The 19,279-nt window shown below is 62.2% G+C and carries 15 protein-coding genes; 6 read left to right on the forward strand and 9 right to left on the reverse strand.

From position 1 onward, the window contains the following. The 5 genes from H8F22_RS11610 (at position 1) to H8F22_RS11630 (ending at position 5,753) form a co-directional block, all read left to right on the forward strand. On the forward strand, positions 1-315 hold the full coding sequence (locus H8F22_RS11610; RefSeq protein ID WP_027923757.1) for an SCP2 sterol-binding domain-containing protein: 315 nt from the start codon (positions 1-3) through the stop codon (positions 313-315). A 296-nt stretch (positions 316-611) separates the two neighbouring features. Next, on the forward strand, positions 612-2,459 hold the full coding sequence (locus H8F22_RS11615; protein WP_027923756.1) for an amidohydrolase: 1,848 nt from the start codon (positions 612-614) through the stop codon (positions 2,457-2,459). 97 nt (positions 2,460-2,556) lie between these two features. Then, on the forward strand, positions 2,557-3,420 hold the full coding sequence (locus H8F22_RS11620; RefSeq protein WP_194940181.1) for a LysR family transcriptional regulator: 864 nt from the start codon (positions 2,557-2,559) through the stop codon (positions 3,418-3,420). Between the two features lie 99 nt (positions 3,421-3,519). After that, entirely contained in the window at positions 3,520-4,665 is a 1,146-nt protein-coding gene (locus tag H8F22_RS11625) for a sterol desaturase/SRPBCC family protein (RefSeq protein ID WP_194940182.1), read from the forward strand. Next, entirely contained in the window at positions 4,662-5,753 is a 1,092-nt protein-coding gene (locus tag H8F22_RS11630; protein ID WP_059182839.1) for an SMP-30/gluconolactonase/LRE family protein, read from the forward strand. Before H8F22_RS11625 ends, H8F22_RS11630 begins: the two co-directional genes overlap by 4 nt. Before the next feature lie 137 nt (positions 5,754-5,890). On the opposite strand, the gene H8F22_RS11635 is transcribed toward H8F22_RS11630, so the two are convergent. Then, positions 5,891-6,055 (reverse strand): hypothetical protein, encoded by a 165-nt coding sequence (locus H8F22_RS11635; RefSeq protein WP_194940183.1) that lies wholly within the window; start codon positions 6,053-6,055, stop codon positions 5,891-5,893. A gap of 108 nt (positions 6,056-6,163) precedes the next feature. Further along, positions 6,164-6,406 carry a DUF465 domain-containing protein gene (locus H8F22_RS11640; RefSeq protein ID WP_027923752.1) on the reverse strand — a complete coding sequence of 81 codons (243 nt, stop codon included), beginning with the start codon at positions 6,404-6,406 and terminating at the stop codon, positions 6,164-6,166. A gap of 218 nt (positions 6,407-6,624) precedes the next feature. On the opposite strand from H8F22_RS11640, the gene H8F22_RS11645 reads away from it, so the two are divergent. Next, positions 6,625-7,146, forward strand: coding sequence for a DUF4142 domain-containing protein (locus H8F22_RS11645; RefSeq protein ID WP_027923751.1), 522 nt, complete (start codon positions 6,625-6,627; stop codon positions 7,144-7,146). A 142-nt stretch (positions 7,147-7,288) separates the two neighbouring features. Here the strand turns inward: H8F22_RS11645 and H8F22_RS11650 are convergent, their stop codons facing one another. The 7 genes from H8F22_RS11650 to H8F22_RS11680 form a co-directional block, all read right to left on the reverse strand. Beyond that, positions 7,289-9,925, reverse strand: a complete 2,637-nt coding sequence (locus H8F22_RS11650; RefSeq protein WP_027923750.1) for an excinuclease ABC subunit UvrA — start codon at positions 9,923-9,925, stop codon at positions 7,289-7,291. Between the two features lie 163 nt (positions 9,926-10,088). Beyond that, on the reverse strand, positions 10,089-12,200 hold the full coding sequence (locus tag H8F22_RS11655) for a hybrid sensor histidine kinase/response regulator (RefSeq protein ID WP_194940184.1): 2,112 nt from the start codon (positions 12,198-12,200) through the stop codon (positions 10,089-10,091). A gap of 174 nt (positions 12,201-12,374) precedes the next feature. Next, complete coding sequence (locus tag H8F22_RS11660) at positions 12,375-15,452, reverse strand: error-prone DNA polymerase (RefSeq protein WP_194940185.1); 3,078 nt, start codon at positions 15,450-15,452, stop codon at positions 12,375-12,377. Then, positions 15,449-16,864 (reverse strand): Y-family DNA polymerase, encoded by a 1,416-nt coding sequence (locus H8F22_RS11665; RefSeq protein WP_027923747.1) that lies wholly within the window; start codon positions 16,862-16,864, stop codon positions 15,449-15,451. Before H8F22_RS11665 ends, H8F22_RS11660 begins: the two co-directional genes overlap by 4 nt. Before the next feature lie 7 nt (positions 16,865-16,871). Further along, a complete protein-coding gene (gene imuA / locus H8F22_RS11670; protein ID WP_027923746.1) occupies positions 16,872-17,489 on the reverse strand; it encodes a translesion DNA synthesis-associated protein ImuA in 618 nt (205 codons plus the stop codon). Then, complete coding sequence (gene lexA, locus H8F22_RS11675) at positions 17,489-18,106, reverse strand: transcriptional repressor LexA (RefSeq protein WP_027923745.1); 618 nt, start codon at positions 18,104-18,106, stop codon at positions 17,489-17,491. Before lexA ends, imuA begins: the two co-directional genes overlap by 1 nt. Before the next feature lie 182 nt (positions 18,107-18,288). Then, positions 18,289-19,206: a LysR family transcriptional regulator gene (locus H8F22_RS11680; protein ID WP_027923744.1), complete on the reverse strand. Its 918-nt coding sequence runs from the start codon at positions 19,204-19,206 to the stop codon at positions 18,289-18,291. Positions 19,207-19,279 lie beyond the last annotated feature (73 nt).

Below are 19,279 nucleotides of genomic sequence, written 5' to 3' on the forward strand. Positions count from 1 at the left end.
ATGACCTCCGTAGCTGATGCCGTACAAGCAATGAAAGCCAAGTTCAACCCAGCCGCTGCTGCCGGTCTGGACCTGGTATTCGGTTTCCGCATCGACGACACCAAGAACTTCTCGCTGATCATCAAAAACAGCACCTGCGAACTGCAAGAAGGCGAAAACCCGGACGCCCAGGTCACTCTGGTGATGGACGGCGATACCCTGGAAGGCATCGTTGACGGTTCGACTGACGGTATGCAAGCGTTCATGGGCGGCAAACTGCGCGCTGAAGGCGACATGATGATGGCCATGAAACTGTCCGAGCTGTTCCCTGGCTAAGACCGCGGCTCCCGGCCCTCGGGAGCCTTGTCTGGCTTATCAACGAATCCCGTCCATTGTGGCGGGATTCGTCGTTTTCCGCCCCCCGAAAACACCGCCTGTGGATTCACCGTCTATATTCCTTCTGGCCGTATGCATCAGACATCGGCTGTTTGCCCCCCGATCACATTGCGCGGAGCACGGCCATGAGCCCACCTGACGACCCTGACGGTTTTAACCGCCGACGTGTACTGCAAGGCCTTTCGGCAGGTGCTGTCGGTGCCTGGATCAGCCCGCTCTTCGCAGGGAGTAAAACCATGCCCGATGCCCCCGCCGACCTCATTCTGTACAACGGACGCCTGCACACCGTCGATCGCAAAAAACCGCAGGCCAGCGCGGTCGCGATCAAGGACGGACGTTTTGTGGTGGTCGGCAGCGATGCCCAGGCCATGGCCCTGCAAGGCCCCGGGACGCACATCATCGACCTGCACGGTCGCACGGTGATTCCCGGCCTCAACGACTCGCACCTGCATCTGATCCGTGGCGGCCTCAATTACAACCTCGAACTGCGTTGGGAAGGCGTGCCGTCGCTGGTCGATGCCTTGCGCATGCTCAAGGATCAGGCCGATCGCACACCCACGCCGCAATGGGTACGGGTGGTTGGCGGGTGGAACGAGTTCCAGTTTGCCGAAAAACGCCTGCCAACGATTGATGAACTGAACAAAGCCGCGCCCGACACCCCGGTGTTTGTCCTGCACCTCTATGACCGCGCCCTACTCAATCGCGCCGCCCTGAAAGTGGTCGGTTACACCCGCGACACGCCGAACCCGCCGGGCGGTGAAATCCAGCGCGACGCCAACGGCGACCCGACCGGCATGCTGATCGCCCGCCCCAATGCGATGATCCTGTATTCGACTCTGGCCAAGGGGCCGAAACTGCCGCTGGAATACCAGGTCAACTCGACCCGCCAGTTCATGCGCGAACTCAATCGCCTCGGCATCACCAGCGCCATCGATGCCGGCGGCGGCTATCAGAACTATCCCGATGACTATCAAGTGATCCAGCAGTTGGCCAAAGACCAGCAACTGACGGTGCGCATCGCCTACAACCTGTTCACCCAGAAACCCAAGGAAGAACTGACCGACTTCAAGAACTGGACCAGCACTTCACACTACGGCCAGGGCGATGATTTCCTGCGGCACAACGGTGCCGGGGAAATGCTGGTGTTCTCGGCGGCGGATTTCGAAGACTTCCTTGAGCCGCGCCCGGACCTGCCGCAAACCATGGAGCAAGAACTGGAACCCGTGGTGCGCCACCTGGTGGAACAACGCTGGCCGTTCCGTTTACACGCCACCTACAACGAATCCATCAGCCGCATGCTCGACGTGTTCGAGAAAGTTAACCGCGACATTCCATTCAACGGTCTGCCGTGGTTTTTTGACCACGCCGAAACGATCACGCCGCAGAACATCGAACGGGTCAAAGCCTTGGGCGGTGGCATTGCGATTCAGGACCGGATGGCGTTTCAAGGCGAGTATTTCGTCGACCGTTACGGTGCCAAGGCGGCCGAGCACACCCCGCCCATCGCACGCATGCTCGCCGAAGGCCTTCCGGTCGGCGCCGGCACCGATGCCACGCGTGTTTCCAGCTACAACCCCTGGACGTCGATGTATTGGCTGGTCAGCGGCCGCACCGTCGGCGGCCTGGAACTGTACCCGCAAGGCCTGAGCCGCGACACGGCGCTGGAGCTGTTCACCCACGGCAGTGCCTGGTTTTCCTCGGAACAAGGCAAAAAGGGTCAAATCAAAGTCGGGCAACTCGCGGACCTGATTGCACTGTCGGCGGACTATTTCCACATCGAAGATGAAGCGATCAAATGGATCGAGTCGGTGCTGACCATTGTCGATGGCAAGATTGTGCATGCCACCCACGAGTTCGAAAAACTCGGGCCGCCGCCGATTCCTGTGGTGCCGGAATGGTCGCCGGTTACCAAGGTGCCGGGGCACTGGAAACACCTGACGCCGATGACCGCGCAGGTTCATCAATGCGCAGGTGCCTGCGCGGTGCATGCGCACAGCCATGAGCGGGCGCGGATGTCGTCAGCGCCGGTCAGTGACTTTCAGGGATTCTGGGGCGCGTTTGGCTGTTCGTGTTTTGCGTTTTGAAAAGAACCGCTAATCCGACTGCGTCGACGCGATCCCGTAGCAGCCGGTTCTGGCAGGATCTGTTTACAATGCCAGCACCTCCCGCACCGGCTGCCCCATGGACATCGACCTCGCCCGCACCTTTCTGGAAATCGTCCGTCACGGCAGCCTTGCCGCGGCGGCCGAGAAACTCCATGTCACCCAGACCGCGATCACCGCGCGCGTGCAGAAACTGGAAAGCCAGCTCGGCAGCACGCTGTTCGTGCGCAACCGTGCCGGCGCCCGCCTGACGCCCAATGGCGAGGCCTTTGTGGTGTACGCCAACCAACTGGTCGAGACCTGGGAAGCGGCGCGTCGGGATTTGCCGCTGCCAGAAGGTTACCGCGATGTGCTGCACATCGGTGGCGAGGTCAGCCTGTGCAATCCGTTGATGCTCAGTTGGGCCGGCGAACTGCGCGAGAAGATTCCCAGCCACGCCCTGCGCATGGAAATCCGCGACGGCGAAAACCTCCTGCGGCAACTTGAGCTGGGCGTACTTGATGCCGCGCTGGTCTATCAGCCGGAGTATTGGCCACGCCTGCAAGTCGAGCAGGTACTGGAAGAAAAACTGGTGTTGGTGCGGTTGCCCGGCAAACCCGATCCATACGTGTACATCGACTGGGGCCCGGACTTCCGCCGCCAGCACGATGCAGCCCTGCCGGAAAAAGCCAAAGCCCCGTTGAGTTTCAACCTCGGCCCGCTCGGGTTGCAGTACATCCTCGAAAACGGCGGCAGCGGCTACTTCCGTACGCGTGTGGTCCGCAGTTACCTGGAAAACGGCGTCCTGGAAGCCGTGCCCAAGGCCCCGGAATTCAGTTACCCGACTTACCTGGTGTATTCGCGCGATCGCGACTCGGCGACCCTGCAACGGGCCTTCGATTTGCTGCGTGAAGTGATCCAGTCCGATGAAGACTGGTCGCAGCGCTGGAATCCACTGACCTGAGCGCACCGGATCATGGCGTTTGTGTCCTCTAAGTAGCGCCAGCCTTTGCGGGGAGATCAGCTAATCTGCTGGTTATAACTACAAGCAGAGGTGACCGCAGTGAGGCAGACCACCCAGGCATTCCGTAGCCGCTATCGCGCCGACATACATCCCCTCTATAACCCATGGCTGCACGGTGCGTTTGTGCTCATTTTCGGGGTGTTGGCCATCGGCGGATTCTGGAGCACCGTGCATCAGGTCACCCCGCTGGAATGGCTGGCGGTGCCGGTCACGCTGTTGTTCTTCAACTTCGGTGTATACAAGGTTCATCGAGACCTGGGGCATCACAAAAAGAGCTTCGCGCGGATGTTCTACGCCCGTCATGCGGGCGACCATCACAGCTTTTTCGCCCCCGGCCACATGACTTACGACAGCGCCCGGGACTGGCGGGTGATTTTGTTTCCAGCCTGGCTGATCGTGGTCCATACCGTCGTCATTACCCTGCCGCTGTGGTGGCTGCTGGGTCGCTTCGATACCAACGTCGCCGGCTTGTTTGGCGGCTGTCTGGTGCTCGGTTACCTGACCTATGAAGTGTTTCATGCCTGCGAACACCTGCCGCCCGGCAACCCGGTCACGCGTCTGCCGTGGATTCGCCAGATGCGCCGTCTGCATGAACTGCATCACCGCCGCGAACTGATGCAGGAGCGCAACTTCAACATCGTGTTTCCACTGATGGATTACCTGTTCGGCACCCTTTACTGGGAACCGGATCATGACCCCCTCCCCTTGACGAGAACGCCCATGACCCGCATGCAGCACCAGATCGTTATCGCCGGAAACCCGATTGACGTGCTCGCCTACGCCAGTACCGTCACCCGTTGGCCGGAGTGGCATCCGTCGTCCCTCAAGGTCGACGGTCAGGCTGGGGCGCTGCACGCCGGCTCACGGTTCGAGGAGGATATCCGGGCCGGCGGGCGCGACGGGCACCTGAGCTGGGAGGTCAATGAATACCTGCCGGGGCGCCGTTGGAGTGCCTGGGCGCGGGGCGATCACGGATTGTCGCTGGTGGTGACGTACGAATGCACCGCCGAAGGTGACGGCACGCAGTTTATCCGTACGCTGGAGTACCAGTTCGCAGGCGTGGCAATGCGCATTGCCAATCAACTGTTGCTCAAGCGGCGCATCGAGCGTGAATCCGCCGAGTCGATGCTGGCCTTGCGCGAGATGGCGCAAAAACAATTGACACCCACCGGAGCCCATGTGTGAGAAGACTCATTAAGTTCCGGCATCTGGTGTTACTGCTCTTGATTGCCCTGTGCGCCTTTCTGTTGCTGTTCCCGACCAAAGTCCGCCCGGTGGCCTGGAACCCGCCGCCGGCGCCCTCCCTCACCAGCGGCGACTACGCCGACAATGAACGCCTTAAAGGCGTGGAGCGTGTCGGCCCGGCTGACATCGAAGGACCGGAAGCACTGCTGCTGGAGAACGACATGCTGATCACCGGCCTGCATGACGGCCGATTGATTCGCACGAGCCTCGACGGCAAACAAACCAAAGTGCTGGCCGATACTGGCGGCAGACCGTTGGGGCTGGCGCGCCATCCCAATGGTTTGCTGGTTGTCGCGGACGGCGTTAAAGGGCTGCTTTCGCTGGATGCCCAAGGCCGATTAATCCCGTTGAGCACTACGGCGGGCGGCGTGCCTTTTGGCTTTACCGATGACGTGGCGATCGACAAACCCGGGCATTTCGCCTATTTCAGCGACGCCTCCAGCCGTTGGGGCTACGGCAAGGATGGCGAGGCGATCATCGAGCATGGGGGCGATGGCCGTTTATTGCGGTATGACTTCCAGACCGGCAAGACCGATGTGTTGCTGGACAAGCTCGAATTTGCCAACGGTGTGACGCTGGGGCCGGACGACGCCTTTGTGCTGGTCAACGAAACCGGCGCCTACCGCATTAGCCGCTTCTGGCTGACTGGGCCGAAAGCCGGCACGCACGACCTGTTTATCGACAACTTGCCCGGGCTGCCGGACAACCTCTCGTTCAACGGCCGCGACCGGTTCTGGGTTGCGCTCTACTCACCGCGCAACGCGCTGCTGGACCGTACGGCGCCGCACCCGTTCGTGCGCAAAATGATTGTCCGAGCGCTGACGGTGCTGCCTAAACCGGTGGAAAACCGGGCTTTTGCCCTCGGGCTGGATGTGGACGGCAAGGTGATTGCCAATCTGCAGGATGGCACCAGCGGTAATTATTCGCCGATCACAACGGTGCGCGAGTATGGGGACTGGCTGTATTTCGGGTCGTTGAAGGCGAAAAACATGGCGCGCTTGCCACTCGCCACCGCTCTCCAGCAATAACAACGATCAAACGGTAGGAGCTGGGCTTGCCCGCGAAGGCGGTCTGTCTGATACATCCATGTCACCAGTGCCGCCGCCATCGCGGGCAAGCCCGGCTCCCACAGGGATTTGTGTGAGCCACAGGTTTTTTGTGTGGGTTATTCGGGATCCGGGGCGTCAGCGGTTTCTTCTTGCTCGCGCAACGGGTCGTCATCCTCGCTATCGGGATGGGTGGTGATGTGGTTCGGGCTCAACGGCTCGGGATGAGTCGGGATCGGGTCGTACCCGCCCTGCTCTTCACTCGGAAATCTGGGATTGGACATAAGGCACCTCTCAGTGAGTCGTTAACGATGACTCATGACATTCGAGGTGCCGGTTTTGACGCCGTTCCACTTCTCAGTCACCGGTCGTCGGTGGCTCGGTACGACGCGTCAGGACGATGCCTGCAATTGCTGGACGATCTTGTCCTTGACCAACAAGCGATGTTCCTTGAGCTTCTTCAACTGGTCATCACTGGGCGCATCGGATTTCGCGGTCTCGGCCTTCACCACTTCAGCGTCCGCCTGGGAATATTTGTTGATCAGCGAATCCAGTAACGGATCCTTGGTGCGTCTTTGCTGGATCTCTTCCTTTGAAACCTTCAAGTCCTGATACAGGTCGTGGTTCACCGGCATGGAACACCTCCGTTTGATGATCGGTAGCAAACGCGATCGATTGCGTTCACCAACTATCAGAATGGCCTTGGTTTACGCGTTCTGTCGACCACCTGTCAGACCAGCGGTGTCCGTTCGTCGTCCTGTCGCAAATGCGATAAAACCTTTACCCGGACGCCAGCCTCCACAGAGTAACGATCCACCGGATCGCCTACCCAAACCTGTGTGGAGAATGACCAATGGACGGATTCACCCTGCGCCACCTCGCCCTGGCCGTCGCCTTGAGCAGCAGCATGGGCACGGCATTTGCCGCCACCTCCAATGATTTCGTCGACAAAGCAGCCGCTGGCGGCATTGCCGAGATCGAAACCAGTCGCCTGGCGCTGGAAAAAAGCGCTTCGGCCGACGTCAAGGCGTTCGCCAACATGATGATCACCGATCATTCCAAGGCCAACGATGAACTGGCGGCCCTGGCGAAAAAGCATGACATCGAGGTGCCGGACTCGACGACGCTGGTCAAACAGGCCAAGGAGAAAATTCTCGACATGCGCGATGAATCCTTCGACGCGGCGTACGCAAACAACCAGGTGAAGGCCCACGAAGACACCATCGAATTGTTCAAGAAAGAAGCCAACACCGTGACGGACGACAAGGTCAAGGGCGCCACCGAGCTGAAAGGCTTCGCACAAAAAATGCTGCCGGCCCTGGAAAAACACCTGGACATGGCGAAAAAACTCCAGGCTGCCCACCCCGACAAATAACTCGACCTAGAAGCCACAACGTCCCCCTGTAGCAGCTGGCGAAGCCTGCGTCCGGCTGCTACAAGTCTGCTCCTTCCCACAGCCAACCACATTCCAATGTGGGAGCGAGCTTGCTCGCGATGGGGCCAGCATAATCAACCCATCAAGCCCTACCGAGCACTCGAGCCAAAAACGGCGCAGTCCGGCTCTTCTTGCTTTTAGCCACGGTCTGCGGTGTGCCCGCCACGACGATCTTCCCGCCCTGATCCCCCGCCCCCGGCCCGATGTCGATCACCCAGTCACTCTGCGCCACCACGCGCATTTCATGCTCGACCACGATCACCGTGTGCCCCGCGACCACCAGCGTATTCAACTGCTCCAGCAACCGGTCAACGTCCCGTGGATGCAAACCGGTCGTGGGTTCATCGAGCACATACAACGTTGCCCCACGCTGATTACGCTGCAGCTCAGTCGCCAGTTTGATCCGCTGCGCTTCACCACCTGACAATTCAGTCGCCGGCTGCCCCAGTCGCAAATACCCCAAACCGATATCCCGCAACACTTCCAGCGAACGGCGAATGCCGGGTTGCTCGGCGAACACCTCCACCGCTTCATCCACCGTCAACTGCAACACCTGCGCGATGTTCAACCCTTGCCAGGTGATCGCCAGTGTCTCGGGGTTATAGCGGGCGCCGTGACACGTCGGGCATGGCGCGTAAACGCTGGGCATGAACAACAATTCGACGCTGACAAAGCCCTCACCTTCGCAGGTCGCGCAGCGGCCCTTGGCGACGTTGAAGGAGAATTGTCCGGCGTCATAGCCCTCAGCCTGCGCCTCGGGCGTCGCTGCATACAGCTTGCGCACGTTATCGAACAGCCCGGTGTAGGTCGCCAGATTGGAGCGTGGCGTGCGGCCAATGGGTTTCTGGTCGACCTGCACCAGACGCTTGATTGATGCCAGGCCGGCCGTGACCTGACCACCGCTGACCTGCGGCGCATCGTCCTCCAGGCTCAACGCTTCGGCTTCGTTGTCGCTGGCGGTCCGTCCTAAATGCGCGCCGACCAATTCCAACAAAGCCTGACTGACCAGGCTCGATTTACCGGAACCGGACACGCCCGTCACGGCGCTAAAACAACCCAGCGGAAACTCGACGCTGAGGTGGTTCAGGTTGTTGCGGGTGATGCCCTCCAGTCTTAGCCAGTCCGTTGCCTTACGGCTGGCACGGGGCTCGGCGACCTGTTCAGCAAACAGGTAGGCACGGGTCTGTGAGTTCGTCACCGCGGCCAACCCGGGCGGCGGGCCGCTGTAGAGGATCTGGCCGCCGTTCTCGCCCGCTGCCGGGCCGACGTCGATTAACCAATCGGCGCGGCGCATGGTTTCCAGATCATGCTCAACCACAAACAGCGTATTGCCGGCGGCTTTGAGGCGTTGCAGGGCTTCAAACAACGCCTCGCCATCCGCCGGATGCAGGCCGGCCGAGGGCTCGTCCAGCACATAGATCACACCGAACAGTTGCGAGCCCAATTGCGTCGCCAGCCGCAAGCGCTGCAACTCTCCGGATGACAAGGTCGGCGTGCTGCGTTCCAGCGCCAGGTATCCGAGCCCCAGGTCCGTCAGGGTGCTGACCCGCTCCAGCAGATCCTGAGCTATGCGTTGCGCGGCCAGGCGTTTTTCTACCGACAGATTCGGCGTGTGCCGCACGTCCGGTGCGTTGGCATGCCCGCTGGCACCGTGAGCAACCCGCGCTTCCCGAGCCTCACGGGTTTGCCGGTGGGTCAACACGTCGCCCGCCTCATCGGCCTGTTCCAGGTAACTGTGCGCCGCCACCGGTTTCAGTACGGCGGCCACTTGCAGCAGCGGCATCTGCGATAGCTCACCGATGTCGTACCCCGCAAATGTCACCGACAGCGCCTCGCGCTTGAGTCGTTTACCGTCACATAACGGGCATGGGCTGCCGAGCATGAATTGCGAAACGCGCTTCTTCATCAGCGCACTTTGCGAGTGGGTGAAGGTGTGCAGGATGTAGCGTCGGGCGCCGGTGAAGGTGCCCTGGTAACTCGGTTCCATTTTGCGTTTGAGCGCAACGCGGGTTTCTTCCGGCGTGAGCCCGGCATACACCGGCACCGTCGGTGTTTCTTCGGTGAAGAGAATCCAGTCGCGCTGCTTTTTCGGCAGATCTCGCCACGGGATATCGACGTCGTAACCCATGGTCACGAGGATGTCGCGCAGGTTCTGCCCCTGCCAGGCCGTGGGCCAGGAAGCGACCGCACGCTGGCGGATGGTCAGGCTCGGGTCGGGGACCATCAGCGCTTCGGTGACGTCGTAAACCCGCCCCAACCCGTGACACTCCGGGCACGCGCCTTGCGGGGTGTTGGGCGAGAAGTCTTCGGCATACAGCATCGCCTGTCCCGGCGGATAACTGCCGGCCCGCGAGTAAAGCATGCGAATCAGGCTCGACAGCGTCGTCACACTGCCCACCGAAGAACGAGTGCTCGGCGTGCCCCGTTGTTGTTGCAGGGCCACGGCCGGCGGCAGGCCTTCGATGGAATCGACGTCCGGTACACCAACCTGGTCGATCAACCGCCGCGCATAAGGCGCCACGGATTCAAAATAGCGGCGCTGCGCTTCGGCGTAGAGGGTCGAGAACGCCAGCGAAGACTTGCCCGAACCGGAGACACCGGTGAACACCACCAGCGCATCGCGCGGAATGTCGACATCGATGTTCTTGAGGTTGTGTTCCCGGGCTCCACGCACCCTGACCATGCCGGAGGGAGGGTTGGAGGTGCGCTTGGATGTCATCGAGTGGCCTTAATCAGATATTGAAAAAACACCAATCCCCTGTGGGAGCGAGCTTGCTCGCGATGGTGCAGTGTCAGTCGACATGGATGTTTAATGACACACCGCAATCGCGAGCAAGCTCGCCCCCACAGTTGATCTCAGTTGATTTCCCACTGGCGGTGTATCAGCCATTGAGCACCGTGCGAACCATGCGGGTCAGTGATTCAGGCCTGTAGGGTTTGCTCAGCAAATGCGTGTCGGGGCTCAGTTGATGGTTGCGCGAGATAATGTCACGGGTATGCCCTGAGGTGAACAACACCGCCACCGGGGGATTCTGCACTTTGGCCCACGCGGCCAAGTCCGCGCTTTTGATCAGACCGGGCATGACCACGTCAGTGAAAATCAGATCCACCGCTGTGCCCTCCAGCAACATTTGCATCGCCTGGTCGCCGTTGGCCGCTGTCAGCACCTGGTAGCCTTCTTCGCGCAACAATTCCACCGCCGAGGCGCGGACTGCTTCGTTGTCTTCGACCACCAGAATGCTTTCGTGGCCGCCGCGCTGCTGCGGACTATGCTGCGTGATTTCACTGGGCGCCGGTCGCAGGCTTCGCGGAAAGTACAACTGCACCCGAGTGCCTTGTCCCTCAGTGCTGGAAATCTCGATGTGCCCACCACTCTGCTTGACGAAACCGAACACCATGCTCAACCCCAACCCGGTGCCCTGGCCGTCGGCCTTGGTGGTGAAAAACGGTTCGAAGGCCTGCGCGAGCACCTGCGGCGGCATGCCGACACCGGTGTCCGCCACTGCGACACACACATAGTCGCCGGCAACGATGCCCTTGCCGGCACAAAATTTTTGGTCGAGGGTGATGTGCTCGGCATTCAGGCTGATGGTCCCCTCTCCTTTCATGGCATCACGGGCATTGATCGCCAGGTTGAGAATGGCGTTTTCCAGTTGATTGCGATCCACGAAAATATGCCAGGGATCATCCGGGGCACTCACTTTGATCTGCAGGGTTTCCCCCAGCGCCCTTTGTAGCAGTTCCGCCAGACCATCGAAGACCTGCCGTGGAATGCACACCGCTGGCGACAGTGGCTGGCGGCGGGCGAACGCGAGCAATTGCGAAGACAGTTTGGCCCCACGTTCGACCGCGGCAATGGATGCACTGACCCGACGCTGCACATTGGCGTTGTCCGGTTCGTGCCGAGCCAGCAAATGCAGGTTGCCGGCGATCACCTGCAACAGGTTATTAAAGTCGTGGGCCACGCCACCGGTGAGGCCGCCGATGGCTTCAAGTTTCTGCGATTGGCGCAGTTGTTCTTCGGCGGCCAGCCTCGCGTCCACTTCGTCAGCGACGCGCTGTTCCAGGTTGCGGGTGAACCTGAGCAAGGACTCTTCGGCGGACTTGCGTTCATGGATGTCGATCAATACGCCAGGAAAGCGGAACGGCTCGCCCTGTTCATTGAACTCGCAACAGCCGCTCGCCTGCACCCACAAGTAAGTGTCATCCGGGCGCAGGACGCGATACTCGGCATTAAATGGCTCGCCGGTTTCGACCGATTGATTGACTTGTTCCTGTACCCAACTGAGGTCGTCGGGATGGATCTTCGCTTCGGCGACCTCCGTCGGCAGGTTGGTCAGGTCCTGATCGGCGGGATAGGAGAAGGTCCGGGCGAAACGCTCGTCGCCAGAGAGCCGATTGGCCTTGATGTCCCAGACGAACGAGCCGAGCAAGGCACCGGCATTGAGGGCCAGGCGAACCCGCTCATTGTCGGCGCGGTAGGCATCTTCGGCGGCCTGGCGGCGGCGTTCGGAAATCACATGCTCGGTCGTCTCGACCACTATCGCCATGACCCCGGCAGGCTTGCCTTCATCATTGGCCACCGGGCTGTAATAAAGATCGAGCCAGACGTCTTCGGGAATGCCGTCGCGCAGCAGCACCAGTTTTTTATTGTGGTAGGACAAGGTGCCGCCCGCCAGGCAGGTGTCGACCACGTTCCGATTGAATTCGGCCACTTCCGGCCAACCCAGTTCCACCGGGGAGCCCAACAGGTATGGGTGGCGGCCACCGGCGAATTCGGAGTAGGCGTCGTTGTAGATCATGTAACCGGCGCGGCCCCACAGCATCACCAGCGGCAGTGGCGAGGCCAGCATCAATTGCACAGTGCTACATAGACTCGCAGGCCAGGTGTCGAGGCTGCCCAGTTCGGTCTGGCCCCAGTCGAACGCACGAATGCGCCCGGCCATTTCGCCGTTCCAGCCGGCACACCCGTGGCTTTCGTCTAGAAACTGCATTGACTGGCTCTTAGTCCCTGTAGATGAACTGGCTCAAGGGATCGCGACAGTGTGAAGACGGCGCGGCCCGTTTGTTTCGAGCATCGCCGACGTCAAATGGTTTCATAGAGGTTAGCTGATTCTTCGGGTCTTCTGCGCCCCCCCCTTTTCACTGTGGGAGCCACGTTTCCGTATTCAGCGGAAATCCCGGCTGCGCACGCTGATGCCGTCGAGCAATGAGCTCAGGTCGCTCAAGCGTCCGGCAATCAGGTGGCGAACCTCACCTTCCTTTTCCCAGCGACCATCGACCTTGAGCAATTGCGAGCCGACCAGGACCTGGCGTTGCCGCTCAGCCAGGTCGCGCCAGACCACCACGTTGACGTTGCCAAACTCGTCTTCCAGGGTCACGAAGGTCACGCCACTGGCGGTGCCCGGCCGCTGTCGCCCCGTCACCAGCCCGGCGACACTGACCGGTCGCCCGTGTTCGACCGTCATCAGTTCTTGCGAACTGCGGCAGCGCCGGGCTTTCAGTTCACCGCGCAACAACGCCAGCGGATGCGGGCCGAGGGTGGTGCCAACACAGGCGTAATCGGCTTGCAGGTCTTCGCCGACGGTGGGTTTGGGCAACGCCACGGCATCCTCTTCCTGACTCGGCAGGCCGACGAACAAACCGAGTTGCTTTTGCACCCCCGCCACCTCCCAGCGGGCCCGATGCCGGTCGCCGGCCAACCCGCGTAACGCACCGGCATCGGCCAGTTGCTCCTGGGCGCGGGCATCCAGTCGCGCACGCTCGCCGAGGTCGGCGATGTCGACAAACACCCCGCGCGCGCGCGCCGCTTCGATGCGCCGGGCATCGTCTTCGCGAAAGCCCTTGATCATCCGCAACCCCAGGCGAATCGCCGGTTGCCCGACGGTTATCGGTTCCAGGCTGCAATCCCAGTCACTGGCGCGCACGTCCACCGGGCGAATCTGCAAATGATGCCGGCGCGCGTCCTGGAGAATCTGGTCCGGGCTGTAGAACCCCATCGGCCAGCTGTTGATCAGCGCACAGGCAAAAGCCGCCGGCTCGTGGCATTTCAGCCAGCAACTGGCGTAGGTCAGCAAAGCGAAACTGGCAGCGTGGGATTCGGGGAAACCGTAGCTGCCGAAGCCTTTGATCTGCTCGAAGATCTGCGCGGCAAACTCGGCCGTGTAGCCGTTTTTCTTCATCCCGGCGGCCAGCCGATCCTTGTGCGGTTCCAGCCCGCCGTGGCGTTTCCAGGCCGCCATGGAACGCCGCAACTGATCGGCCTCGCCGGGGCTGTAGTCGGCGGCGACGATGGCGATCTGCATGACCTGCTCCTGGAACAGCGGCACGCCCAAGGTGCGCTTGAGCACCGCTTCAAGTTCCGGCGAGGGATAGGTTTCCGGCTCTTCCTTGTTGCGACGGCGCAGGTACGGATGGACCATCCCCCCCTGAATCGGGCCCGGACGGACGATGGCCACCTCGATCACCAGGTCATAGAACTTGCGCGGCTTGAGCCTGGGCAGCATCGACATCTGTGCCCGGGACTCGATCTGGAACACGCCGATGGTGTCGGCATGGCCAATCATGTCGTAGGTGGCCGAATCTTCGGACGGGATCGTCGCCAGACTCAGGTCAAGGTTGCGGTGGCGACGCAGCAGATCAAAACAGCGGCGAATGGCGCTAAGCATGCCCAAGGCCAGAATATCGACTTTGAGCAGACCGACCGCGTCGAGGTCGTCCTTGTCCCACTGAATGATCGTGCGCTCGGCCATGGCGGCGTTTTCCACCGGCACCAGGCTGTCCAGCGGTTGCTCGGAAATCACGAAGCCACCGGGGTGCTGCGACAAGTGTCGAGGGAAGCCGATCAACTGTTGGGTCAGGCTCAAGACCCGACGCAGCACCGGGCTTTCGGGGTCGAAGCCGCCTTCCAGCAGCCGTTCCACGGGCGGCGCGGTATCACTCCAGTGGCCGCAGCAATCGGCCAGCGCATTGATCTGGTCCGGCGGCAAACCCAGCGCCTTGGCCACGTCACGCACCGCGCCGGCCGCGTGATAAGTGCTGACCACCGCCGTCAATGCCGCGCGGGTCCGGCCATAACGCTGAAACACGTACTGCAGGACCTCTTCGCGACGCTCGTGTTCGAAATCGACGTCGATGTCCGGCGGCTCGTTGCGCTCCTTGGAGAGAAACCGTTCGAACAGCAACGTGGTGCGATCCGGGTCGATTTCCGTGATGCCCAAGGCAAAACACACCGCCGAGTTGGCCGCAGAACCCCGCCCCTGACACAGAATGTGCTGGTCGCGGGCGAACCGCACAATGTCGTGCACCGTCAGGAAATAGCTTTCGTAGCCCAGTTCGGCGATCAGCTCGAGCTCTTTGTCGATCTGCGTCAGCACCGCCGTTTTCGGGCCTTTGGGCCAGCGCCATGCAATGCCCTCATCCGTTAAATGACGTAGCCAGGACGTGGCGGTCTGACCTTGCGGCACCAATTCCCGTGGGTACTGATAACGCAACTGGCCGAGGTCGAAGGTGCAGCGCCGGGCAATGACCAACGTTTCATCGAGCAAGGCTGGCGGATAGATCGATTGCAAAACCTCCAGGCTGCGCACATGCCGCTCGCCATTGGGATGAAGGCGCAGCCCGGCTTCGGCCACCGGCAGGTGATGACGGATCGCGGTCATGGTGTCCTGCAAGGCGCGCCGGCCGCGGGTGTGCATGTGCACATCGCCGCTGGCCACGGCGGGAATACGCAGTTCCCGGGCCAGGGTCAGCAGCGCCGCCAGGCGCCGGGTATCGTCCTGGCCACAATGCAACTGGACGCTCAGCCACAGGCGTTCGGCAAAGGTCTGTTGCAACCAGTGGCCCTGTTCGACGTCATCGACCGTGTCCGGCACCCACAACGCCAACAGCCCCGGCATCGGCTCGCTGAAGTCCTCGCGCAACACCTGATACTGGCCTTTTTGCGTGCGGCGTCGCGCGCGGGTGATCAGCCGGCACAGGGTCTGGTAGCCCTCAAGGTTCTCCACCAGCAACACCAGCTTCGGGCCGTTCTCGATGCGGATTTCGCTGCCGATGATCAGTGGCAGTTCCACTGATTTGGCCGCTTGCCAGGCGCGGACGATGCCGGCCAGGGTGCATTCATCGGTGATCGCCAGCGCCTGATAGCCGTGCTTTTTCGCCCGTTGAAAGAGTTCCAGGGCGCTGGAGGCTCCGCGCTGGAAGCTGAAGTTCGACAGGCAGTGCAACTCGGCGTAGTCGATGTTCATGCGAACCAGCCTTGCAGCCACAGCGGACCGCCCTCACCCACCGCCCGATACGCCCAGCCCTGTTGGCCAGAGCGGGTTTCGACCAGGTAGTAATCCCGGCGCACATCGGCGCCGTCCCACCAGCCGGATTCGATGCGCTCCGGGCCCATGAGGATGCGTGTCGAGCTTTCGTGGATCGCCTGCGGTTGCGTCAGCAACCAGCCCGGACGCTGCACACCCGGCAACCCCGCGCACAGTTGACTGTCGACCCGCGCCTGCCATGCGCACTCCGGGCGGTGATCGGCCTGGAAGCGCAAGCCGTGCACCGCCTCATCGCCGAGTCGCGCGCGCAAGCGTTCGCGCAGTTGCTCCCAGGGCAAGGATTGCTGCGGGCGGTCGTCGAACAGTTCCTGATACTGCGGGACGAAGGTCGGCAAGTCTTCGGCACGCAGCCGAAAACCGCGCACCGGGGCTTCGACCTGTACCTGTTCCAGTCGCCCTCGCGCCAGTTCGAAGAGCATCGCCGGATCGCGCTCGGCGCTGAGCAGGCCGACCTTGATCACCGAGTCCGGCAGGCCGGCGTGTTCCAGGTGCAGGTCGAAACGCTGCACGCCGCTGTCCCGACCGCAGAGAAAGGCCGACAGGTCGCCGGTCAGGCGGCGCAGCGGAAACAGCAGCGCCTGATGGGACTGCACGTCGAAATTGAGCTCGATGCGCACGTCGAAACGGTCCGGCGGCAGGTAGAACGCCAGGGCCAGTCGGCGCGCCCCCGTCAACGCGTCCAGGTGCTTGAGCACCTGGGCTTCGAAACGTCGGGCCAGGCTCTGTCGTGGCAGCGCCTGGACCTGACTCAAGGTGCGCAAGCCCATGCGCGACAACGCCGAGGCAACGCTGGGCTCCAACGCGATACGGTCGACGGGCAACTGCCCGAGATGGTAGTGCAAGGCGTCGCTGTCCGGCACCACCAGCCCGTCATAGACGTTGGTCAACACCCGCGCGGCCACCGGGTTGGGCGCCGCAACGATCCGATGGCGAAAACCCAGCTCGCCGAGCTCGGCACGCAACCGTGCCTCGAAGGTTGGCCACGGCCCGAACAAGCCCAGACTGGACTCGATTTCAAACACCACGGCACGCGGGTAATGCACGCTGACCTGAGAGCTGAAGCGATAGGCCCACGCGGCCAGGAACTGTTGCCAGTGTTCGATCTCGGCGGCGTCGTATTCCGCCGTGGCAAAGCCTTTGCTCAAGGCCTGGGCGGCGGTCATCGACTGCCCCGGACGCAAGCCCAGCGCCCGCGCCGACGCATTGACCGCCTGCAACACCCGGCGCTGCGCCGGGCCGGTCAGCAGCGCCAGCGGCTCATCGGGATCGGGGCGCTGACGCAGCACCGCGTCCAGCGCCAATTGCGGGAAAAGAATACAAACCCAGCGCATGGCAACCTCAATGCCCCACGGGGAAGGCAATCGGCGTCGAACGCGCAAGGCCGCCCCGGCACTTGAGCACGCGCAATTGCGCGGGCCTGGCGTCGATGGCAATGCGCAGGGCGGCGGGCGAAGGATTGACGGCTTCATGGATCGAGCGGTAGGCGAACGCCAGGGTCGAACCGGTTTCCGCCGCCACCTGCAAGCGGCGCAACGCCCGGTCATCGGCCTTGTGCGGCCAGCACAGCACGGCGCCGCAACTGCCCGAGCGCAGGCATTGTTCCGCAGCCCACAAGGCATCCCGCTCGCGGGCCTGAATGATCGACAACTGGCGCAGATCGACCCCGGCGTTTTGCCACGCCAGGGGATACGGCACGTAAGGGGGCGCCACCAGCACGATGCGCTCGCCCGCCGCCGACAACCGCGCCAGCGCCGGCCACACCAGTTGCAACTCGCCGACGCCCTGCCCGGCGAGGAGAATTTCGGTCAGCGCCGCTTCCGGCCAGCCCCCGGTGGGCAACGCCGCATCCAGCGCGGCATGCCCGGTGGGTTGCGGGCTGACGGCCGGTGGCGCAGGCCGGCCCTTCCAGACCTGGCCGCCATTGAACAGCGTATCCAGCGCAACGACGGCGCCCATCACCCTTGCCTCACCAGCCCGCAGAACACCCCTTCGATGGCGAGGTCCTGACCGGGCTGCACGATGATCGGTTGATACGCCGGGTTGCGCGGCAACAAGCGAACCGTGTCGCCGGCCCGCTCGAAACGCTTGATGGTGACCTCTCCGTCCAGTCGCGCCACCACGATCTGGCCATTGACCGCTTCCGGGTTGCGTCGCACGCCCACCAGATCGCCATCGAGGATACCGTCCCCGATCATCGAGTCGCCCTGCACCCGCAGCATGTAATCCGGCACCCGCGAGAAGATCGACGGGTCCAGCAGCAAACGGCTGTGCACCTCGGCATCGGCCCCGATCGGCGCCCCTGCCGCGACCCGGCCGAGCACCGGAATGTCCAGCAACTCGGGGCGCGCCGGTTGCCCAAGCAGACGAATGCCACGGGCCTGATGCGGGTTGACCTCGATGAAACCGGCTTCGGTCAGCGCCAGCACATGCTTGCGTGCCACGCTGCGGGAGGCAAAACCAAAGGCTTCGCTGATTTCAGCGAGGCTCGGGGGCTGACCGTGCTCCGCGATTCGGTCGCGGATAAAGGTCAGGATGGCGGTACGGCGGGGAGTTAAAGTCGTCATGGAGTACATTTGTACTCTTTTGGCATTTTACTGGCAAGGACTTGTAGCAGCGGTCGAGCAACGCGAGGCTGCGTCTGCAGTTTGCCTGATAGAACCCGGTTGCCGGGTTTGCGACGGCTGCGTCCGAACGCGGCCCGCACCGAACGCTGCCTCGCGCTGCTCGACAGCTGCTACAGGGGCAGCGGGATCAATCAGCTCAAGCCACGGGACGCCAGAAACCCTGCGATGTAATCGATAAACGCCAGCACCTTCGCGGTCGCCCGTCGATGGCTTGGGTACACCGCCAGAATATGCGGGCCAAAGCTGTCCGGGTCGATGTCGTAGTCGGCCATCAGCTGCACCAAGCGGCCATCGGCGATGTACGGCGCGGCGCTCCACAATGGTGTGTGCAACAAACCGCGCCCGGCCAGCGCATTGGCCAGCAGCAGATCGTAATTGTCGCTGCGCAACCGCGGATTGGGCGGCTGCGGCAGGCTCAGGCGTTGCCCGTCACGCTCGACCCACCAGAATTCGCGGCTGAGCAGCGGATGGCGGTATAGCAGCCATTCGTGGTCATCGAGGGTCTGCGGGGTGACCGGCAAAGTCTTGCGCGCCAGATAGGCCGGGCTGGCGCACAGCGCCAGGCGATTACTGCCGACCACGCGGGCGATCAGCCCCGGCAAGTCATCGTGACCTTCGCGCAGAGCCAGGTCGTAGCCGCTTTCCAGCAGATTGACGAACTCATCGCACAGGTCCACCTGCAAATTGATCTGCGGGTATTGCTCGAGAAAGCCACCACACACCTGATCGAGAAACGCCTGCCCATAGGCCAATGGCGCGGTGATTTTCAGGTTGCCGCGCAGGCCATGCTGCAGCTGTTCGATTTCCTCGCCGGCCTCCTCCAGCCGCTGCAATACCTGGCGCGCGGTTTCCAGATAGAGCCGCCCGGATTCGGTCAGCAGAATCCGCCGGGTACTGCGCTCGAACAGGCGCGCCCCAAGCTCGGCTTCCAGGTGGTTGACCGCTTTGGTCAGGGCCGACGGGGTCTTGCCCAACTGCTCGGCGGCGCGGCTGAAGCTGCCCAGTTGCGCCGTGACCACGAACATTTTCAACGCACCCAACTTGTCCATACTTTTTCCATTCCGGCAAAAACGTTTTTCGTGAGGAAGGCGTTCTGCTGCGCACCAGCAGCCACTAATCTGG

The sequence above is a fragment of the Pseudomonas mucoides genome, from assembly GCF_015461845.1.
In the GTDB taxonomy this organism is placed as follows: Bacteria; Pseudomonadota; Gammaproteobacteria; order Pseudomonadales; family Pseudomonadaceae; genus Aquipseudomonas; species Aquipseudomonas mucoides.

Excerpts from the sequence above, each read along its gene's own strand:
- H8F22_RS11620 (WP_194940181.1), top strand. The coding sequence starts at position 2,557 with ATGGACATCGACCTCGCCCGCACCTTTCTGGAAATCGTCCGTCACGGC.
- H8F22_RS11645 (WP_027923751.1), top strand. The coding sequence starts at position 6,625 with ATGGACGGATTCACCCTGCGCCACCTCGCCCTGGCCGTCGCCTTGAGC.
- H8F22_RS11615 (WP_027923756.1), top strand. The coding sequence starts at position 612 with ATGCCCGATGCCCCCGCCGACCTCATTCTGTACAACGGACGCCTGCAC.
- H8F22_RS11635 (WP_194940183.1), bottom strand. The coding sequence starts at position 6,055 with ATGTCCAATCCCAGATTTCCGAGTGAAGAGCAGGGCGGGTACGACCCG.
- H8F22_RS11650 (WP_027923750.1), bottom strand. The coding sequence starts at position 9,925 with ATGACATCCAAGCGCACCTCCAACCCTCCCTCCGGCATGGTCAGGGTG.
- H8F22_RS11665 (WP_027923747.1), bottom strand. The coding sequence starts at position 16,864 with ATGCGCTGGGTTTGTATTCTTTTCCCGCAATTGGCGCTGGACGCGGTG.
- H8F22_RS11610 (WP_027923757.1), top strand. The coding sequence starts at position 1 with ATGACCTCCGTAGCTGATGCCGTACAAGCAATGAAAGCCAAGTTCAAC.
- H8F22_RS11655 (WP_194940184.1), bottom strand. The coding sequence starts at position 12,200 with ATGCAGTTTCTAGACGAAAGCCACGGGTGTGCCGGCTGGAACGGCGAA.
- lexA (WP_027923745.1), bottom strand. The coding sequence starts at position 18,106 with ATGTACTCCATGACGACTTTAACTCCCCGCCGTACCGCCATCCTGACC.
- H8F22_RS11680 (WP_027923744.1), bottom strand. The coding sequence starts at position 19,206 with ATGGACAAGTTGGGTGCGTTGAAAATGTTCGTGGTCACGGCGCAACTG.
- H8F22_RS11660 (WP_194940185.1), bottom strand. The coding sequence starts at position 15,452 with ATGAACATCGACTACGCCGAGTTGCACTGCCTGTCGAACTTCAGCTTC.
- imuA (WP_027923746.1), bottom strand. The coding sequence starts at position 17,489 with ATGGGCGCCGTCGTTGCGCTGGATACGCTGTTCAATGGCGGCCAGGTC.
- H8F22_RS11640 (WP_027923752.1), bottom strand. The coding sequence starts at position 6,406 with ATGCCGGTGAACCACGACCTGTATCAGGACTTGAAGGTTTCAAAGGAA.